Source organism: Nocardioides sp. T2.26MG-1 (genome assembly GCF_950101795.1).
Classification (GTDB): Bacteria; Actinomycetota; Actinomycetes; order Propionibacteriales; family Nocardioidaceae; genus Nocardioides.
In genome coordinates, this window is record NZ_CATNLZ010000012.1 from 36,404 (window position 1) to 54,146 (window position 17,743).

At 74.1% G+C, this 17,743-nt stretch carries 15 protein-coding genes; 5 read left to right on the top strand and 10 right to left on the bottom strand.

Translation table 11 applies throughout. The features are described from left to right. Window positions 1-90: 90 nt before the first annotated feature. From QQZ14_RS09890 to QQZ14_RS09910, 5 genes are read right to left on the bottom strand one after another with little or no spacing between them, the layout of a single operon-like run. Complete coding sequence (locus QQZ14_RS09890) at window positions 91-1,278, bottom strand: acyltransferase family protein (protein ID WP_284534094.1); 1,188 nt, start codon at window positions 1,276-1,278, stop codon at window positions 91-93. 29 nt (window positions 1,279-1,307) lie between these two features. After that, window positions 1,308-2,336, bottom strand: coding sequence for an SIS domain-containing protein (locus QQZ14_RS09895; RefSeq protein ID WP_284534095.1), 1,029 nt, complete (start codon window positions 2,334-2,336; stop codon window positions 1,308-1,310). Window positions 2,337-2,348: 12 nt separating this feature from the next. Further along, the gene (locus QQZ14_RS09900; RefSeq protein WP_284534096.1) at window positions 2,349-2,564 is read right to left on the bottom strand and encodes a Trm112 family protein; all 216 of its coding nucleotides are present in this window, start codon (window positions 2,562-2,564) and stop codon (window positions 2,349-2,351) included. Next, window positions 2,561-3,934 (bottom strand): phosphomannomutase/phosphoglucomutase, encoded by a 1,374-nt coding sequence (locus QQZ14_RS09905; RefSeq protein ID WP_284534097.1) that lies wholly within the window; start codon window positions 3,932-3,934, stop codon window positions 2,561-2,563. The genes QQZ14_RS09900 and QQZ14_RS09905 overlap by 4 nt, the downstream gene beginning before the upstream one ends. A 24-nt stretch (window positions 3,935-3,958) precedes the next feature. Further along, on the bottom strand, window positions 3,959-4,318 hold the full coding sequence (locus QQZ14_RS09910) for a DUF3499 domain-containing protein (protein ID WP_284534098.1): 360 nt from the start codon (window positions 4,316-4,318) through the stop codon (window positions 3,959-3,961). Between the two features lie 49 nt (window positions 4,319-4,367). On the opposite strand from QQZ14_RS09910, the gene QQZ14_RS09915 reads away from it, so the two are divergent. Next, a complete protein-coding gene (locus tag QQZ14_RS09915) occupies window positions 4,368-4,820 on the top strand; it encodes a metallopeptidase family protein (RefSeq protein WP_284534099.1) in 453 nt (150 codons plus the stop codon). A 138-nt stretch (window positions 4,821-4,958) separates the two neighbouring features. Here QQZ14_RS09915 and QQZ14_RS09920 read toward each other — a convergent pair whose 3' ends face one another. Genes QQZ14_RS09920 through QQZ14_RS09930 form a run of 3 tightly spaced genes read right to left on the bottom strand, consistent with a single transcriptional unit; the run spans window position 4,959 to window position 9,561 of the window. Next, window positions 4,959-6,389, bottom strand: coding sequence for a DUF5719 family protein (locus tag QQZ14_RS09920; RefSeq protein WP_284534100.1), 1,431 nt, complete (start codon window positions 6,387-6,389; stop codon window positions 4,959-4,961). Further along, window positions 6,386-9,250, bottom strand: coding sequence for a glycosyltransferase (locus tag QQZ14_RS09925; protein ID WP_284534101.1), 2,865 nt, complete (start codon window positions 9,248-9,250; stop codon window positions 6,386-6,388). Before QQZ14_RS09925 ends, QQZ14_RS09920 begins: the two co-directional genes overlap by 4 nt. 56 nt (window positions 9,251-9,306) lie before the next feature. Further along, entirely contained in the window at window positions 9,307-9,561 is a 255-nt protein-coding gene (locus QQZ14_RS09930; protein WP_284534102.1) for a WhiB family transcriptional regulator, read from the bottom strand. A gap of 154 nt (window positions 9,562-9,715) precedes the next feature. On the opposite strand from QQZ14_RS09930, the gene cofD reads away from it, so the two are divergent. From cofD to QQZ14_RS09945, 3 genes are all read left to right on the top strand, one after another. Next, window positions 9,716-10,741 (top strand): 2-phospho-L-lactate transferase, encoded by a 1,026-nt coding sequence (gene cofD / locus QQZ14_RS09935; protein ID WP_284534103.1) that lies wholly within the window; start codon window positions 9,716-9,718, stop codon window positions 10,739-10,741. Beyond that, a complete protein-coding gene (cofE, locus tag QQZ14_RS09940; protein WP_284534104.1) occupies window positions 10,738-11,700 on the top strand; it encodes a coenzyme F420-0:L-glutamate ligase in 963 nt (320 codons plus the stop codon). The genes cofD and cofE overlap by 4 nt, the downstream gene beginning before the upstream one ends. 63 nt (window positions 11,701-11,763) lie before the next feature. Further along, window positions 11,764-12,519 carry a DUF3105 domain-containing protein gene (locus tag QQZ14_RS09945; RefSeq protein ID WP_284534105.1) on the top strand — a complete coding sequence of 252 codons (756 nt, stop codon included), beginning with the start codon at window positions 11,764-11,766 and terminating at the stop codon, window positions 12,517-12,519. Between the two features lie 332 nt (window positions 12,520-12,851). Here QQZ14_RS09945 and QQZ14_RS09950 read toward each other — a convergent pair whose 3' ends face one another. Continuing rightward, window positions 12,852-13,952, bottom strand: coding sequence for a mannose-1-phosphate guanylyltransferase (locus QQZ14_RS09950; protein ID WP_284534106.1), 1,101 nt, complete (start codon window positions 13,950-13,952; stop codon window positions 12,852-12,854). Window positions 13,953-13,969: 17 nt separating this feature from the next. Between QQZ14_RS09950 and QQZ14_RS09955 the strand changes: the two genes are divergently transcribed. Then, the gene (locus QQZ14_RS09955) at window positions 13,970-14,695 is read left to right on the top strand and encodes a TIGR03089 family protein (RefSeq protein WP_284534107.1); all 726 of its coding nucleotides are present in this window, start codon (window positions 13,970-13,972) and stop codon (window positions 14,693-14,695) included. A gap of 40 nt (window positions 14,696-14,735) precedes the next feature. On the opposite strand, the gene QQZ14_RS09960 is transcribed toward QQZ14_RS09955, so the two are convergent. Further along, a complete protein-coding gene (locus tag QQZ14_RS09960) occupies window positions 14,736-17,651 on the bottom strand; it encodes an FG-GAP-like repeat-containing protein (RefSeq protein ID WP_284534108.1) in 2,916 nt (971 codons plus the stop codon). Window positions 17,652-17,743: the final 92 nt, after the last annotated feature.

The following is a 17,743-nucleotide window of genomic DNA, read 5'->3' on the forward strand; positions in this document are numbered from 1 at the left end:
ACCGCCCGGACCGAAGGTCCTTCGTCCGGGTGGCGCTGGTCACCCGTCAGCGCGGGATCAGCGCGGGATCAGCACGGCGTCAGCGCGGCGTCAGCGGAGGCGGACCCCCGCGCGCGGGGCGTGCCCGGTCTCGATGCCGGTCTCGATGTCGGCCTCGATCTCCGCCTCGATCTCCGCCTCGATCTCGGCCTCGATCTCGGGCTGGACCTGGTCCTTGACCACCGCGAGGTCGACGGCGTGCCGCACGTGCCGCTCGGCGTAGCCCAGCGGGTCGACCACGTCGTTGAGCCGCGTCGCCAGCGGCCGCCAGGCGAGCAGCAGCGCCAGCGCCACCGCGGCGGCCGTCGTGACCACGAACGAGACCACCGCGTGCGCGTCGGCCCAGGAGCCGTAGCCGGCGTACTCGGCGCCCTTCACCGCGAAGCCGTGGAACAGGTAGACGACCAGCGTCCAGGTGCCCATCCGGGTGAACCAGCCGGTCACCCGCGGCACGAGGGACAGGAACGCGGCGGCACCCAGCGTGCCGATCACCAGCACCAGCGCCCGGGTCAGCAGCGCCCGGAGGTCGTCGGCATAGCCCATCTCGTCGTAGCGGGAGCGGTAGTAGAGCCACTCGGTGCTGGCCCAGACGTCGGTCCAGGTGGTGAGGATCCAGATGGCGACGAACACCACGACGCCCGCGACCTGCACGCGCCGGTGGCGCAGCAGCTCGAGCCGCTCGGGGGTTGCCTTGAGCCCCATCACGAAGAACGGCAGCAGGCCCAGCACGCGGGCGATGTCGAGGGTGTCGCCGGCGTACATCCCGGCCGCGAGGCTGATCGCGACGGCCACGACCAGCCCGACCGGCAGGGGCCGGAAGATCGGCGTCATCAGCCGCCAGAGGAACAGCGCGGCGAGGTACCACATCGGCCAGTGCGGGTCGCGGAACAGGTCGGCGAGCTCCTCACCCCCGACGTAGACCCGGAACAGCGCCAGCGCGCACTCGAAGACGAGGTAGGGCACCACGACCATCCGGAACAGCTTCCACATCCGGACCCGGGTGTAGCTGAACGAGCGCGACAGGTAGCCGGTGACCAGCACGAACGCCGGCACGTGCCAGGCGTAGAGGAAGTCGTAGAAGTGGTCGGTGACGGCGTTGTCCGGCAACAGCGTCCACGCGTGCCCGACGACCACCAGTGTGACCAGCGCCATCTTGGCGTTGTCGAACCAGGGGTCGCGCGCGACGGGCTCCCGTGGAGGGACCGCCGTCGAGGCCGGGGGCGGGTTCTGGATCGGCATTCAGAACCCATACCCGATGACGACCGGCTTCAGTCCTCCACGAGACCGAGACGGAGGTACTCGGCGGCGTAGCGGCCGCTGAGCATGAGCGAGGCGTAGCGCGCGACCTCGGTCGGCGCGTCGGTGGTGACGCTCTCGACGCGTACGCCGCGCGAGGCGGCCGCGGCCTGGAGCCGGCCGCGGTGCTCGCGCACCACGGGCTCCTCGGCCCCGTCGTCGAGCACGAGCAGCATCGGACGCAGCTCGGCGGGCCCGTCGGCGAACGGGTCGACGAACACGTCGCGCTGCCGGGTGGCCTCGAGCACCGGCAGGAGGTGGTCGGCGTCCCCGGCGAGCGCCGCGCGACCGCTGGCCCGGCGGATGGCCTCGGCGACCCGGCGCGCGGCCCGGGCGGCGAGCACGGACCCACCCCAGACCAGCGGGTTGGTGTCGGCCAGCGCGATCGCGAGCATCTTGGCGGGGTTGACGGCCAGGTCGCGGTGCGGGGAGCACGCGATCGCCACCTCGTCCAGAGCGGTCGCCACCTGCTCGGCGTCGGCGCGCGGACCGAGTGAGACCCGGTCGAGATACTCGAGCACCAGCACGGCGGCCGCGAGCTGGTCCCGGTTGTCCGTGGGCAGGATCGTGCTCCAGCGGCCGGCGGCGTGCTCGGCCACCAGCGAGCCGGCGGGCGCGGCGACCACCACCTGGCAGCCGCGGCGCACCGCCTCGGCCACCGCGGACGCCGTACCGGTGTCGACGCCGTCGGGCGCCAGCACCACGACCAGGTCGAGGCTGCCGGCCCACCCAGGCAGCGCCGGACCGGGCCAGGCCACGAACGGCACCGGGCACCAGGGCTCGAGCACCGCGCGGAGCAGCCGCGAGTCGGGTCCGGCGGCGATCACCGCCCGGGGCCGGGCCAGCTCCTCGGCGCGGGCGACCGCATGGTCGGTGGCCTCGGCGGCGTCACCCGCGGCGCGGCGCACGCGGGCGCCGGACTCCGCCAGGTGGCGCAGGGCGCCGTCGTTCTCCAGGGTGGCCTCGTCGTCGAGGCGGGACTCGTCGAACCAGGTGGCCATCGGGCCCGCCTCTCAGGGCTTGCGGGCCTCGTCGACCAGGAGCACGGGGATGTCGTCACGGATCGGGTAGGCCAGGCCGCAGCCGCGGCAGACCAGCTCGGCCACTCCCTCGCCCTGGGTCAGGTCGAGCTCGGCGCGGCACGCCGGGCAGACGATGATCGCCAGCAGCTCGGGGTCGAGGTTGGCAGGGGGGTTGGCAGGGGGGTTGGCAGGGGGGTTCACACTCATCGGGCACTCCTGATCTCGGTCAGAACACGGTCGCGGATGTCGGCCATGGTGGCCTCGTCGCGGCCCTCGGCGTTGAGCCGGAGCAGCGGCTCGGTGTTGGACGGGCGCACGTTGAAGGCCCAGTCGGCGTGGCTGACGCTCAGCCCGTCGAGGTGGTCGACGGTGACGCCGTCGGCGCCGGCGTACGTCGTCTCGATCCCGGCCATCACCGCGGCGGGATCCGCGACCTCGCTGTTGATCTCGCCGCTCACGACGTAGCGCTCGTACTGCGCGAGCAGCTCGGTGAGCGACCGCTCGGTCTCGGCGAGCGCCGCCATGGCGTGGAGGGCGGCGAGCATGCCGGAGTCGGCGCGCCAGAAGTCGCGGAAGTAGAAGTGGCCGCTGTGCTCGCCGCCGAAGATCGCGCCGGTCTCGGCCATCGTGGCCTTGATGTAGGAGTGGCCGACGCGGGTGCGGACCGGGCTGCCGCCGAGCTCGGTGACGATCTCGGGCACGGCGCGGCTCGTGATCAGGTTGTGGATCACGGTCGCCCCGGGCTCCTTGGCCAGCTCGCGGGCGGCGATCAGGGCCGTCAGCGTCGAGGGCGACACCGCGTGGCCGCGCTCGTCGACCAGGAAGCAGCGGTCGGCGTCGCCGTCGAAGGCCAGCCCGAGGTCGGCGCCCTCGGCGAGGACGCGCCTCTCGAGGTCGACGAGGTTGGCGGGGTCGATCGGGTTCGCCTCGTGGTGGGGGAACGTGCCGTCGAGCTCGAAGTACATCGGGACCAGGTCGACCGCGTCGCCGAGCCGCGCGAACACGGCGGGCGCGGTGTGCCCGGCCATGCCGTTGCCCGCGTCGACGACGACCTTGAGCCGGCGGCCGGAGACCGGCGCCAGGGAGATCAGGTGCGCGGCGTACGCCTCGAGCACGTTGTGCTCGGAGATCGCGCCGGCGGGCCCGGAGGTCACCGGGCCGCCGTCCGCGACCAGGTCGCGGATCTCCGCGAGTCCCGTGTCGAGGCCGACCGGCTGGGCCAGGCTTCGACAGAGCTTGATGCCGTTGTACTGCGCCGGGTTGTGGCTGGCGGTGAACATCGCACCGGGGTGGCCGAGGAAGCCGGAGGCGAAGTACAGCTGGTCGGTGGAGGCGAGCCCGATCATCACCACGTCCGCGCCGGCCGCGCTCGCGCCCTCGGCGAACGCGCCGGCCATGCCCGGCGAGCTCGGGCGCATGTCGTGGCCGACCACGACCGTGGTCGCGCCGACGACCTGGACGAACGCGCTGCCGGTCGCCCGGGCCAGCCTCTCGTCCACCTGCTCGGGGACGGTGCCTCGCACGTCGTACGCCTTGAAGACCGCGCGCACGTTCGCCGGGTCGAGGGTGTCCACCATTCTCCGGAGCCTAGTGGGCGCGGGTCAGTCGCTGCTGAGGACCCGGAGGTGGCCGCGGCGGGCGGTCTCGCGGCCGGTCTCCGCGGCCGGGGCCACGCGCGGCAGCGGCGCGGGCCGGGCGGCCTCGCGCACGGCGTCGGCGAGCGCGAGCAGGTCGTCGCTCGAGGGTCCCTGGGCCGCGGGGTCGGCGGCGAGCCGCAGCACCTCCCAGCCGCGCGGGGCGGAGAGCCGCTCGCTGTGCGCCTCGCACAGGTCGTAGGCGTGTGGCTCCGCGTAGGTCGCGAGGGGGCCGAGCACCGCCGTCTGGTCCGCGTAGACATAGGTCAGCGTGCACACCGCGGGACGGCCGCAGGCGGTACGCGAACAGCGGCGGGCAGGACTCACGGCGCTGACGCTACCCGTCGCCCGGGTGCGGGCGCATTAGGCTCGCGGTGTGGATGACACGCGCCCCGACCCGGGCCCGCCGAAGCGCCGGATCCGGGACCGCCGCGGCCGGGGGATGCGGGGGCCGGGCGTTCTCCCCGCGGTCCCCGGCCGTCCCGAGCTGCGCACCGCCCGGGAGCGCTTCGACGACCTCGCGCTCGACATCGTCACCGACATCGACGCGCGCTGGCAGGACCGGCTCGGGCTGGTCGAGTACGCCGTCGAGGACACGCCCCAGATCCCCGACGACTGGTCGTCCGACACGGTGCCGCTGTCGTCGCTGGTCCGCGGCTCGGGCGGTACGCCGACCCGGCTGGTGCTGTTCCGCCGGCCCATCGAGCACCGCTGCGAGACCCGCACCGACCTGGAGGCCATGGTCCTGACGGTCGTGGTCGAGCAGGTCGCCGAGCTGCTCGGCGTCGACGCCGAGCAGGTGGACCCCCGGTACGACCGCGACGACTGATCCCTGCGACTCGCCGGTGCTGGGGTCCGGTCCTGGGGTCCCGCAGCCTCCGCGCTCACCGCAACCACACCCTCTGGAGACCGACCCAGGAGCGATCCCGCGGCCCGCGCGGCGACGAAGTCGACGCGCGAGACGCGGCTACGGCAGGCCCGGTCGCACGTCGGGCACCAGGCCGTTCATCGCCGGCAGCGTCAACGGCACCACCGCGGCGCCCTTCGGCCTCCCCTTGGACGCGCTGGTCGCCGAGACGAGCACGGCGCCGGACACCGAGGTGCGCGCGGGAGTGACGGTCACCAGCGCGGCGTCTGCGGGGAGCTTCACGATGACGCCCTCGGCCGGCACGATGTCGACCCGGGTGGTGTCCAGCTCGGCACCGGAGGCGGAGCGGGCGACGACCGTGACCGAGCCGGCCCGGGTGGCGCCGGCGAGCTCGACGGTCTTGTCAACGCCCTTGCCGCCGTCGGGCAGCAGCACGGTGGCCGTGCCGTCGATCGGCGCGTCCCCGACGGCGTGGGACAGGTCGCCCTGCACGACGGAGCGCGCAGTGGCGGTGACGGGGCCGCTCGACGTCACGAGCAGGCCGGTCGCGCCGTCGGCGGACGCGGAGCCGAGCACCTTGGAGAGCGAGATCCGCTGGACGCTCTGCGGTGCGACCCGGATCTCCGGGAGCCCCTTCGGCGCGAACACCGAGTCGTCGGTGACGACCCGGACCTCGGACCGGACCTCGCTGTCGGTGCCGTTGGCGATGACGAGCGTCCGGCGACCGCCGCCAGGCGCCAGGCCCATGAGCAGGTTGTCGGTGGCCGGCTCCGCCTGCGCGGGCAGCCAGTCCTGGGTCAGCTCGGCGGCGCCGATCTCGTCGACCCGGTCGAGCACGGTGGCACCGAGCCGGCCGCGCGACGCGACGACCTCGATCGCGAGCTCGTCGCGCCGCGGGATCTCGGCGCCGAGGTCGAGTCGCACGCTGGTGCCGCCGGGCACCGAGACCCCCAGCAGCCGGGGTGCGTCGACCACACCCCCGCGTCCGTAGACGGTGACGTCGGCGACGGCGGTGCCGGAGTCGGGGTTGACCAGCTCGAGCACCGAGGTGTGCCCGGCCCCGGCGCCGACTCCCGTGAACCAGGCCTGCGGCGCGGGCGCGGGGCACGCGACGGCAGCCCGCTGGTCCGTGCCGAACCGAGCGGCGACCAGGCCGGGCGCACTCTCGTCCTCGCCCGTGACCGCCGCCGGGCCGGGGTCGCCGGCCACGGTCGTCACCTCACCGGCGGCGATGTCCGCCGGGCGCCGGCCGTCGCCGAGCCCGACGTCGACCCGCCCGCGGACGCCCTCGGCGGCACTGGTGAGCGCGACGCCGGCGTCGCCGAGCGCCGAGGGACACACGACGGTCGCCCGGCTGAGTGCGGTGCGGGTGGGCGGGTGGTCGGCGCCGGTGGTCGACGCGGGGCGGACCAGCAGCACGGCGAGCCCGCCGAGCAGAGGCAGCACGACAGCGAGCAGCACGGTGACGTCGAGCCGGGTGCCGCGGCGGGTCGAGCGTCGTCCCGGGGCGGCGGGGGCGCTGTGGCTCATGACGACCGCCTCCTGCTGGTGGTGGGCAGGCAGAGCACGGCCACGACGACCGCGCCGACGCCCTGGACGACGAGCAGCAGCACCCGCAGCCACGAGGTGGGCCCGTCCAGGCTGGTGGCGTCGACCTCCCGGTCGACCTGCCAGGCGCGCGTGGACCGGTCCGCCGCGCTCGCCTGGACGAGCCCGGCCGCCGCGTCGAGGACGGAGGCGACGTCGCCGTCTGCGGGTGCGGGCAGCACGACGTACTCGATCCCGCTCTGCCCGAGCCGGTCGATCACCGCGGGGGTGGGCCGCGAGACCAGCTCGCGCACCTCGCGGGTGAACGAGTCGTCAGCCGCGGTGAGGTCGAGGATCTCGTCCTCGCCAAGCGTGACCCCGTCGCCGCGGCGGACGGTGTAGCTGAGGCCGTCGTCCACGCTGCCCCGGACGACGAGGATGCCGTGCGCGGCGCCCGCCTCGGAGCTCTGCACCATGTAGACCGGGATGTCGGTGTCCACGCCGTCGGCGATGGCGGGGTCGGAGCCGGCGAACCACCACGCCAGGCCGCCGACGGGCACCGCGGCCGCGACCACGGCGAGCACACCGGCGCCGACCCGGCGCCAGGTCGCCGAGCCGTTGGCGAGGCCGATCGCGCCGGTGGTGACCGCGACGACGAACGCGCCCTGCAGGACCACCATGAGCACGCTGAGTCCCGCGTCGGCGGTCGCTGCCGCGAGCGAGACCGACACGGTGCCGAGCACCGCGGCGATCACCGCGGCCACGACGGCGACGACCCAGCAGACCAGCACGGGCACTCGCGTCATCCGGGGCACGAGCGCGAGCACGGCCAGCGCGGCGAGCACCGCGCCCAGCCACCACGGGGCGCCGAGGTCCGCGAGCCGGCCGGTGACCATGGCGACCCCGTCGACCTCGGGGGCCGGGAGCCGGCCGACGTCGAGCAGCAGTGCCTCGGCGGCACCGCGCTGGATCGCCGGCAGCCACCATGGGGAGAGCAGCAGCGGGACGAGCCCGAGCGCTGTCGCGGGCGGCCCCCAGACCGAGCGGTCGTGCCCGACGCCGCGCACGATCGCGAACGCCGCGGCGACCACGACCAGCCCGAGCAGCACCGCGAAGAGCCACAGCACCGGCGCGAACGCCGCGGTGAGGGTCAGCAGCAGCCCGGTCCGCCAGGCGGCGCGCCAGCGCCGGTCCGCGGCCGGGTCGGCGAAGCCGAGGGCGGCGTGGGCCAGCCACGGCAGCAGCGCGGACCCCACGACGACCCCGAGCCGTCCGTCGCCCCAGGCACCGCTGGCGATCGGCACGACCGCCCACGTCGTCGCACCCCACAGCAGCGCCCATCGGGGCGCGCCGGTCGGCGTCACGAGCCGGCCGACCACCCGCAGCAGCCGCCATGCTCCCCAGAGACCGAGCGGCACCGCGAGCACGAGCACGGCCGACACCGCGGCCGCGGGACTGTCCCCGAGGACGACCGCGAGCAGCGCGAGCACGGGGAGGTACGGCGGTGCCGGGACCGCGGTCCCGGTGCCGAGCGGGTGCCAGGTCTCGGTGTGCAGCCGCCACCAGTCCGAGACACCGGCCGGCACGGGCGACAGCCCGCCGCCGGCCACCTCGCCGAGCGCGTCCCGCGCACCGACGAGCGCCGCGACCACGACGAGGGTCAGCGCCAGTGCCACGGGGTTGGTGAGGAACCGGGCGACCGCCCCGGTGTCCTCGGTGAGCTCGTCCTCGTCCGAGCGCGGCCTGGCCACGGTGCTCGCCGGCGCGTGCTCGGCGGCCGCGGCCCGACGGCGCTCGGCGACGTCCTGCGCCTGGTTGGTGGCGGCCGCCACCAGGTCGCCGAGGAAGTCCAACCCGTGCCGGTAGGGCAGCCACCACGGCGCGAGCAGCGGCCGGGCGCGCTCCTCGTCGACGACACCGAGCTCGCGTCGTGCCCGGCGGGCCGCGCGGACCTGCCCGGGGTGGGCGTAGATCGAGAGCAGTGCGGCCAGGTCGTCGAGCGCCTCCCCGACGGCGCGGACCAGCAGGAACCCGACCATCCGCAGCAGCGTGCCGAACGCCAGCCGCACCGTCAGCCACAGCAGGGAGCGGCGCCGCGCGTTGACCAGCAGCGTGTAGAGCGCCGCACGGCGCTCCTGGTAGTGGGTGTGCCGGCCGGTCAGCGGCGTACGCCGCAGGCCGCGGTGCGCGGCCTCCGCGTGGAAGACCACGGCGTCCGGGACGACCACCGTGCGGTGCCCGGCCATCGCCGCCCGCCAGCCGAAGTCGATGTCGTTGCCGAAGATCGGCAGCTGCGGGTCCAGCCCGCCGAGCTCCTCGAGCACCGAACGGCGCACCAGCATGCCGGCGGTGTTGACGGCCAGCACCTCGCGCACCTGGTCGTGCTGGCCCTGGTCGTACTCACCGCGCTCGAGACCGGTCTCGCGACGCCCGGTGCCGGAGATCGTCACGCCGAGCTCGAGCAGCCGCTTCAGCGACGGCCACTCGCGCAGCTTGGGCCCGAGGATGTCGACACCCGGGTCGGCGGCCGCTGCCGCGAGCAGCGCGGCGAGCGCTCCGGGGTCGGGGTTCGCGTCGTCGTGGAGGATCCACACCCACTCGCTGGTCGAGCCGCGCTCGCGCAGCTGCTCGAGCCCGAGCGCGATCGCGGCCGGGAACGTGGTCGACCCCGGCGCGCTGACGACGTCGCCGAACTCACCGCCGAAGGCGTCGTGGAGCAGGTCGGCGCTGCCGTCCCGGCTCGTGGTGTCGACGACGACGACGTCGTCGACCGCGGTCCGCTGGCCACGCAGACCATCGATCACCGCAGGCAGCCAACGCGCGCCGTCGTGGCTGACGAGCAGCGCTGAGACCGAGGAACCCACGACCCGGAACCCTAACGGCCCGGGGGTGAGGCCCCTCGGTCGGCGCTACCCCAGCCTCAGACGGCCCGCTTCTTCAGCTTGCGGCGCTCCCGCTCGGAGAGCCCGCCCCAGATGCCGAAGCGCTCGTCGTTCATCAAGGCGTACTCGAGACAGTCGTCTCGTACGTCACACGTCAGACAGACCTTCTTGGCCTCACGAGTCGACCCTCCCTTTTCCGGGAAGAACGCCTCGGGATCGGTTTGTGCGCACAGCGCACGTTCCTGCCAGCCTGCTTCCTCGGCGTCCCCGTCGAGGAGAAACAGTTCTCTCACGGCCCTCGCCCTTTCGACCCGGTACTGCCGCTCCCCACATCGTGAACGACACTGTGGGAATTACATGCCTGTCGTACCCCGAAAGTCAACCCCGGATCTGCTATGGGGCCCGACCGGCGGCCGTGGCCGCTCCCCCGTGCGGCAAGGTATCCGCATGCAGAACATCACCGTGCTGTCGGGCGGCATGGGCGGCGCCCGCTTCCTCCAGGGCCTGCTCCACGGCATCGCCGGGGGCCTGCTGCCCGGCGTCGCACCCGACGCGGTGGTCACCGTCGTCGCCAACACGGCCGACGACCTGTGGATCCACGGGCTCAAGGTCTGCCCCGACCTGGACACCGTCATGTACACGCTGGGCGACGGCATCGACCTCGAGCGCGGGTGGGGCCGGCGGGACGAGACGTGGAGCGTCAAGGCCGAGCTCGCGGCGTACGGCGTCGAGCCCACGTGGTTCGGCCTCGGCGACCGCGACGTCGCGACCCACCTGGTCCGCACCCAGATGCTCGACGCCGGCTACCCGCTCTCGCAGGTCACCGAGGCGCTGTGCCGGCGGTGGCTGACGCCCGTCCACGGGGATCGCCTGCGGCTGCTGCCGATGACCGACGACCGGGTCGAGACCCACGTCGCCGTCGCCGACGCGCAGGCACCCAGCGGCCGCCGGGTCGTGCACTTCCAGGAGTACTGGGTGCGGCTGCGCGCCGAGGTGCCGGCGGAGGCCGTGGTCGTCGTCGGCCTCGACGAGTCGACGCCCGGACCGGGCGTGATCGACGCGATCACCGACGCCGACCTGGTCGTGCTGCCACCGTCGAACCCCGTGGTCTCGGTGGGCACGATCCTCGGCGTGCCGCGGGTGCGTGAGGCGCTCGCCGCCACCCGGGCGCCGGTCGTGGGCCTCTCCCCGATCGTCGGCGGGAGCCACGTGCGCGGCATGGCCAACCAGCTGCTCACGTCGCTCGGCGTCGAGGTGAGCGCCGCCGGGGTGGGGCTCCACTACGGCGCCCGCTCCGACGGCGGGGTGCTCGACGGCTGGCTGGTCGACGAGGTCGACGCCGACCAGGTCGAGCGGGTGACCGCGAGCGGCCTCGCGTGCCGCGCCGTACCGCTGATGATGACGGACGTCGACGCCACCGCCGCCATGGCCGCCGCGGCCGTCGGACTGGCCGCGGACCTGGCCGCCGGATGACCCACCTCGAGGTCACCGCGCCCGACGGCGTGCCCGAGGTCGGCCCCGGCGACGACCTCGTCGAGCTGCTGCTCCCCCACGTCGACCTCGTCGACGGCGACATCGTGGTCGTCACGAGCAAGGTCGTCAGCAAGGCCGAGGGCCGGGTGCGGACCGGCACCCGCGAGGAGGCCCTCGCCAGCGAGACGGTCCGGGTCGTCGCACGCCGCGGTGCGACCACGATCGTGCGCACCCGGACCGGCCTGACCATGGCCGCCGCGGGCATCGACAGCTCCAACATCCCGGCGGGCCGGGTGGTGCTGCTGCCGCTCGACCCGGACGCCTCCGCCCGCGACCTGCGCGGGCGACTGGCCCGGCGCACCGGCCGCAACGTCGCGGTGGTCGTGACCGACACCGCCGGGCGAGCCTGGCGCGAGGGGCAGACCGACATCGCGATCGGCGCCGCGGGCCTCCTGGTGGCCGAGGACCATGCCGGCCGCACCGACCGGTGGGGCAACGAGCTCGCGGTCACCCTGCCGGCCGTCGCCGACGAGATCGCCGGCGTCGCCGAGCTCGCCCCGGGCAAGCTCGGCGGGCGGCCGTTCGCCGTCGTGCGGGGCCGCGCGGACCTGGTGCTCCCGCCCGGCCACGACGGCCCGGGCGCCGCCGCCCTGATCCGGCCCGAGGGCGCCGACCTCTTCGGGTACGGCGCTCGGGAGGCCGTCGTACGCGCGCTCACCGGCGACCTCGCCGACCGTGCGCCGTTCGGCGCGCCGGCCCCGGCCGCCGAGCTCGCGGCGGCCATCCGGGGCTCGGTCGGCCTGCTCGCGTCGAGCGCGGGCCCCGACGGCGGCGAGCTCCTGGTCACGGTCCCGCCCGGCCTCGCCCGAGCGGTCGCCGCCCTCGCGTTCGCCCACGGCTGGGACGTGGTCCGCACCGATTCTCCGAGCGGCACGCGGTTGCGGCCGGGCACCCCATGATCCACCCGTAGACTCTGCCCTCGACTGACCCCGACCGCCCCCGCCCGACCGAGGACGCACACCGTGGCCAAGCCCGCCAAGAACGATCGCCAGGCGAAGATCCAGCAGCAGCTCAAGAAGCAGAAGAGCGCCGACCAGCGGCGCGGCTTCGCCATCGTCGGCGTCTGCGTCCTGGTCGCCCTGCTGATCATCGGAGCGGCGGCGTACAAGCCCGTCAAGGACTGGTGGGACGGGCGCGAGTTCGACAAGGTCGCGCTCTCCGAGATCGGTGCCCCGGCGTCGTCCTGCCAGGACATCACCACCAAGAAGGCCGACGGCAACCAGAACCACGTGCCGACCGGCACCCCGGTCGAGTACAAGGACGCACCGCCGGCGTTCGGCGCGCACTGGAACGAGTCGGGCGTCGCGCCCGCGCCGTTCGCGCGCAAGTTCTACACCGCCGACGACCGGCCCCAGCTCGAGGCGCTCGTGCACAACCTCGAGCACGGCTACACGCTGCTCTGGTACGACCACACCATCGCGGAGAACGACACCGACCTGGAGGAGCTGCGCGCGATCGCGGAGAAGTTCGGCGGCGCCGACAACCCCCGCTACAAGTTCATCGCGCTGCCGTGGACCAAGTCGGACGAGAACGGCGCCACGTTCCCCGACGGCCAGCACATCGCGTTCACCCACTGGTCCGCCGGCGGCCAGGGCGAGACCGACGCCAGCAAGCAGCTGGGCGTCTGGCAGTACTGCTCCGAGATCAGCGGTGCCGCACTCGACTCGTTCATGAAGAAGTACCCCTACTTCGACTCCCCCGAGCCGAACGCGATGTGAGCTGCCTTCGTCTCCCGAGCGGAGCTCGGGAGACGAAGACGCAGCAGCCAGGTCGAGTAGGCGCGAGAGCGAGGAACGAGCTCGCGACCGCCGTATCGAGACCCAGTACGCCGGCGGAACATCTGCCCAGCCACCGACCCGCAGGTGGTCTCGATACGCCGCCTCGTTCCTCGGCGGCTACTCGACCAACGAACGGATCGCCCCAGTCGTCGATCCGCAGATGGTCTCGATACGCCGCCTCGTTCCTCGGCGGCTACTCGACCAACGAACGAGCGTGGTGGTCTCGACAAGCTCGACCACCGAACGAGCGTGGTGCTCGACCACCGCGAGCGCTACGTCAGGTCGGTGCGCCCGTCGGCCTTCAGCCCCTCCACGACCTGCTTGACGTCCTGCGCCCGAGCCCGCGTGGTGACCAGGAGGGCGTCCGGGGTGTCGACGACCACGACGTCGTCCAGCCCGATGACGGCGACCACGCGACCGGACGAGGGGACGACCAGGCCGCTGGCGTCGACGGCCCGCACCAGCGCCTCGTCCCCGAGCACCGAGACCTGCTCGGCGGACGAACCGAGCAGCGCCGCCAACGAGTCGAAGTCCCCGATGTCGTCCCAGTGGAACGCCGAGGGCACGCACGCGACCCGGCCCGCGTCGGCGGCCGGCTCGGCCACGGCGTGGTCCAACGCGATCTTGGGCAGACCCGGCCACAGCTCGTCGAGCCGCCCCGGGTCGGCGGCGACCGTGCGCAGCGCACCGGCGAACTCCGGGTGCCACCGTGCGAGCAGGTCGAGCAGCACGGTCGGCCGGACCACGAACATGCCGGCGTTCCAGCGGTAGCGGCCGGTGGCGACGTACTCGGTCGCGGTCCGCACCGACGGCTTCTCGACGAACTCGCGCACCTCGGTGGCACCGGGGTGCCCGGCGAGCGGCGCACCGAGGTGGATGTAGCCGAACGCCGAGGACGGGAACACCGGCTCGATGCCGATCGTCACGAGCCAGTCTTCGCGGGCGACCCCCGCGGCGACGCGCACCGCGGCCGCGAACGACCCGGGATCGGGGATCACGTGGTCGGCCGCGAAGGAGCCCATCACCGCGTCGGGGTCCTCGCGCTCGAGCACGGCGGCGGCCAGCCCGATCGCGGCCATCGAGTCGCGCGGGGCCGGCTCGGCCAGCACCCGCTCCGGTGCGACCTGCGGGAGCTGCCCCAGCACCGCCTCGCGGTGCGCGGTGCCGGTGACGACCACGAAGCGGTCGCCGACGAGCGGCGCGAGCCGGTCGTGGGTGTCCTGCAGCAGGGTGCGCCCGCGGCCGGTGAGGTCGTGGAGGAACTTCGGGGCCGAGGAGCGCGACAGCGGCCAGAGCCGCGTGCCCGCTCCACCCGCCGGGATCACGGCCCAGAAGTGGTCGATGGCTGGGGCGGCAGGGTCGGCTGCGGGCATGCTGAGAGGCTAGTGGGGTGACGACCTTCGCCGACGTCCTGGCGCGCCAGCTGCGAGCCGACTCCTCCCGCCCCCTGATCACCTTCTACGACGACGCGACCGGCGAGCGGGTCGAGCTCTCGGTGACGACGTACGCGAACTGGGTGGCGAAGGCCGCCTCGCTCCTGGCAGAGGAGCACGAGCTCGAGCGAGGCCAGTCGCTGTGCGTCGACCTGCCCGCCCATTGGCTCGGCCCGGTCTTCCTCGGGGCGGCGTGGACGGTCGGCCTGGTCGTGACCGGGCCCGAGGACGACGGGCCGGACGCCGTCGTCTGCGGCCCAGAGACCCTGGCGAGCTGGGCGGACCGGGCCGAGGAGCTGCCGGTGCTGGCCTGCTCGCTGCTGCCGCTCGGCGTCCGCTTCGCCGACCCGCTGCCCGCCGGCGTCCACGACGTCGGCGTCGAGGTCTGGTCGCAGCCGGACGCGTTCACGCCCTGGGACCCGCCGGTCGTGGGCGACGTCGCGACCGGGGCGTCGTACGGCGCCGCGACGCAGGAGCAGCTGTGGACAGCGGCCGCCGCCGGGAGTCTCCTCACCGACGGCGGCCGCCTCCTCTCGGAGGCGAACCCGGCTTCCCCACCAGGTGTCGCCGCCTTCACCGAGCCGCTCGTTGCCGGCGGCTCGCTGGTCCTGGTCACCCACGCCGGACCGGAGCGTCTCGAGGCGATCTACGCCGCCGAGCGCGCCACGGCCCGCTTCCCTTGATCGCGGAGGACCAGGCAGTCCTCTTCTCCGCAGGGCCGGTCTAGCCGGCCAGGTCGTACTCCCCCATCCCCTCGGCCAGGAACCGGCGCGGCGCGAAGCCGGTCGCCGTGCCCTGAAGCAGCCACAGGTAGCCGGTCGCCTTCTCACGGACGATGAGGTCCGAGTGCCCGGTCAACCCGACGTCGCTGACGCCGATGACCCAGTCGTACGGCGTCAGGTCGAGGCTCAAGGTGCGCGGACTCGTCAGCCCGCCGGGCCCGTTGCCCGGGAACAGCGTCAGCTTCGACCCGCTGCGGAACAACGAGTCGGGCGCACCGTCGCCGTCCCAGCGGCCGACCGCCACCTGACGCCCGGCCGCGATCCGGCCGTGGGCGACGTAGCTGGTCTTGAGCCCGGTCAGGCCGTTGCCCGGGTAGATCCGGATCGCCCCGCCCTTCGGCTGCCCCATGAGATCCGGATACCCGTCACCGGTCATGTCGCCGACCGCCGCGAGCAGGGCGACGCTTCCGAAGCCGTCGGCCAGCTTGATCGACGACGCCCCGAAGTGTCCGGTGCCGTCGCCGCGGCGCAGGTAGAGGGCGCCGGTGCTCTTGCTGCGGAACACGATGTCGCCGAAGCCGTCACGGTCCCAGTCGCCGGCGTTGAGCACGAGGTTGGCCACCGAGAGGTCGACGCCGGTCGCGATCGGCTCGGCGGTCTCCGTGCCGCCGCTGTTGCGGAACACGACCACGCGGGCGCCCCTGCGCGCCACGAGGTCGGCCGTCGGGTCGCCGAGGACCTGAGCGGCCCCGGCGAGCATGCCGATGGTGCGCAGCCGGGACACCGGACCGAGCGGCTGCCCGTAGCTGCCGTCGCCCCGGGAGGGCAGCACGTAGCCGAGCTTGGACGTGGCGTCCCGGACGACGAGGTCGGCCCGGCCGTCTCGGGTCAGGTCACCCGCCCCCGTGATCGCAGACCACCGGCCCCAGGAGCCGGGAACCGCGCTGGCGCTGCCGAAGCCGCCCTTGGCCAGGCCCTGGTGCAGCCACAGCGCACCCGCGGCGTCCCGGGCGAGCAGGTCGGGCCGCCCGTCGCCGTTCACGTCACCCGCACCCACGAGCAGGGTGTAGCCGCCCCAGGTGGTGCCGAGCCGCTCGACTTTGAACGTGCCGTCGCCGCGACCGAGGAACGTGTCGAGGCGGCCGGTCGCCGGCCACCGGGCGACCAGGTCGTTCCTTCCGTCACCGTCGAGGTCGCCGACCGCGGTCAGGAGGTCGTGGCCGCCCAGCGCGGCGACCTGCTTCACCGCGTTGCCGAACGAGCCGCCGGCGCTGCCGGGGCGCACCTCGGCGCTGCCGTCGGCAGCCTGCACCAGGAGGTCGCCGATGCCGTCGCCGGTCAGGTCGGGGGACGCGACCACCTCCTGGCCGGACGTGACGCCGCTCAGCGCGGTGACGGGCTTGCGGAAGCTGGTCAGGCCCGCGGTCGGGACCACGAAGCCCTGGCCGTCGCTCGCCCGACGGACGATGAGGTCGGGGTGGGGCGTCGAGGCCAGGTTGGACTCCAGCTCGCGTCCGGCCCAGCCGCGCTGTGCCTCGGCGGCCAGGGTACGGATCTCCGGGATCTTCGCGTACAGGTACCTGCCCGGACAGGCCGTCGAGGCGGCGTCGCGGTGCCCGTTGATCGCCTCGAAGTCCTTGGACCCGACCCACTGCTTGGTCGAGGACGCGTCCACGCCGTGCAGCGACAGCTTCCACGCGAAGAGCGCGCCGTACGCCTGGATCATCGCCTGCGAGGGCTGCGCGATGTCGTAGTTGCCGATCGCGGACATCGCGAAGGAGTACTCGTTGTAGTTCAGCGTGTGTGCGCCGACGACCGGGCGGTCGATACCGCCGTACCGGCCCTCCCAGATGCGGCCGAACCGGTCGACGAGGAAGTTGTAGCCGATGTCGGACCAGCCGCGGGACTGCGTGTGGTACGCGTAGATGCTGCGGAGGATCCCGGGCACCTCGGCGCGGCTGTAGTTGTTGGCGTTCACCGTGTGGTGCACGAAGCCGGCGTGCACCTCGAAGTAGTGCAGCGAGCTCTTGTCGCGCATGCGCTCGTCGGCGCCCCACTGGGCGCGCGAGTAGATCTTCGGGCGCGGGGTGTACGTCGCCGCCTGCAGGTCGATCTGGTCGCCGCCGTCGGTGCCCTCGCCGGGGTCGGTGTCCAGGCTCGCGGCCACGCGCCCGGTCAGCGCACCGGGGTCGGCGGCCGAGGTGGCCGCGCCGTCCATCGTGTCGGTGTCCAGGGCCGGCTTCTCGACGGCGCTGCGCGCCGCGGTGCCGGGGTCGACGACGGCGAGGCGCAGGTCCGGCGGCAGCGTGCGGGCCGCCGAGGCGCGGACCTGGACCTGGTCGACGTCGCCCACCAGGAGTGCGTCGGTGCCGGGACGCGCGTGGCGGGCCTCGGCGGTGCCCGGGTCGGGGCCGTGCTCGACGTCGTAGTCGAGGTCCATCCAGTCCGACCAGGTGTCGCCGGTGCGGGTGCGGACGGCGAGGCTGATCGCGCCCTCCGGCACCGAGGTGCCGTGCGCCCAGGTGACGCCCACGGCGCCGTACCCGCTGACCGCCTCGGGGAGGCTGGTCACCTGGGTGCCGCCGAGCGCACCGGCCTTGGTGCGGCTGCTGACCGCGCGCGGCGCGACCTTGCTGCCCGCCGGGGCGGTCAGGGAGTACTCCGTGACGGTCGGGTCGACCGGCGCCGTCGGGACCTTGGAGGGTCGCGCGGCGGCCCGGGTGTACGCCGACAGGTCGGCCGCCAGCGAGTCGCCCAGGGGGTCCCCCGAGGAGCCCGCGCCAGGGGCGCCGGTCGGCATCTCGCGGACGACGTCGAGGCTGACGACGCTGGCCGCCGGCGTGAGCGCGGCAAGCACGACACCGAGCGCCAGCAGCTGCTGACAGGCGGTGACGAAGGTGGTCTTGCTGGGGGGCATTGAGGGACTCCATGTGCGCGGGGAAGTTCACACGTGGAGCAACTGTCACACCAGTAACACGCCTCTGGAAGAGGAATTGAGTAACTACAATC

What these genes read in the sequence shown, in the direction of transcription:
- QQZ14_RS09890 (WP_284534094.1), bottom strand. Translation starts at nt 1,278, where the DNA reads ATGCCGATCCAGAACCCGCCCCCGGCCTCGACGGCGGTCCCTCCACGG.
- QQZ14_RS09895 (WP_284534095.1), bottom strand. Translation starts at nt 2,336, where the DNA reads ATGGCCACCTGGTTCGACGAGTCCCGCCTCGACGACGAGGCCACCCTG.
- QQZ14_RS09900 (WP_284534096.1), bottom strand. Translation starts at nt 2,564, where the DNA reads ATGAGTGTGAACCCCCCTGCCAACCCCCCTGCCAACCCCCCTGCCAAC.
- QQZ14_RS09905 (WP_284534097.1), bottom strand. Translation starts at nt 3,934, where the DNA reads ATGGTGGACACCCTCGACCCGGCGAACGTGCGCGCGGTCTTCAAGGCG.
- QQZ14_RS09920 (WP_284534100.1), bottom strand. Translation starts at nt 6,389, where the DNA reads ATGAGCCACAGCGCCCCCGCCGCCCCGGGACGACGCTCGACCCGCCGC.
- cofD (WP_284534103.1), top strand. Translation starts at nt 9,716, where the DNA reads ATGCAGAACATCACCGTGCTGTCGGGCGGCATGGGCGGCGCCCGCTTC.
- cofE (WP_284534104.1), top strand. Translation starts at nt 10,738, where the DNA reads ATGACCCACCTCGAGGTCACCGCGCCCGACGGCGTGCCCGAGGTCGGC.
- QQZ14_RS09950 (WP_284534106.1), bottom strand. Translation starts at nt 13,952, where the DNA reads ATGCCCGCAGCCGACCCTGCCGCCCCAGCCATCGACCACTTCTGGGCC.
- QQZ14_RS09960 (WP_284534108.1), bottom strand. Translation starts at nt 17,651, where the DNA reads ATGCCCCCCAGCAAGACCACCTTCGTCACCGCCTGTCAGCAGCTGCTG.